The organism is Streptomyces sp. 4F14, from assembly GCF_048159485.1.
GTDB lineage: Bacteria > Actinomycetota > Actinomycetes > Streptomycetales > Streptomycetaceae > Streptomyces.
Genome location: NZ_JBLRVY010000255.1, coordinates 1 through 361, shown reverse-complemented (window position 1 = coordinate 361; position 361 = coordinate 1). Strand labels below are relative to the sequence as shown.

Genomic DNA, 361 nt, shown 5'->3' with positions numbered 1-361 from the left:
CCGCCGTTGTCCGTGGCCCCTGACCGCACGGTGCGCGTGAACCCCATGACGTCGTAGGCCTCCTGGGAACGCTGGAACGCCCGGCTCGCCATGTCCTCCGGTGCGACGCGGGGGAAGTCCGTGGATCCCCGGTTGTCCCAGGCGAGGGTGGCGATCAGAAGGAGTACGGCCACCAGGGGCAGGCCGATGAGCGTGGCGCAGCCGCAGCCGAGGGCCCGCAGAGCGGGCGAGGAGGACGAGGGCTCGGAGGCGGTCGTTTCGGGCATGCGGGGACGGTAAGCCGGCGGGGGAGCACGGCGTATGGGCGCGGTCACCTGGCCGGACGTAGGTACACGTACTCAATCCGAGGCGTACTCACCCG

1 pseudogene is annotated in these 361 nt (G+C 71.2%); it reads right to left on the bottom strand.

Annotated elements, in window-relative coordinates:
• Nucleotides 1–266 (bottom strand): annotated as a pseudogene (locus ACLZOT_RS50590) (hypothetical protein); the annotation flags it as partial.
• Nucleotides 267–361 lie beyond the last annotated feature (95 nt).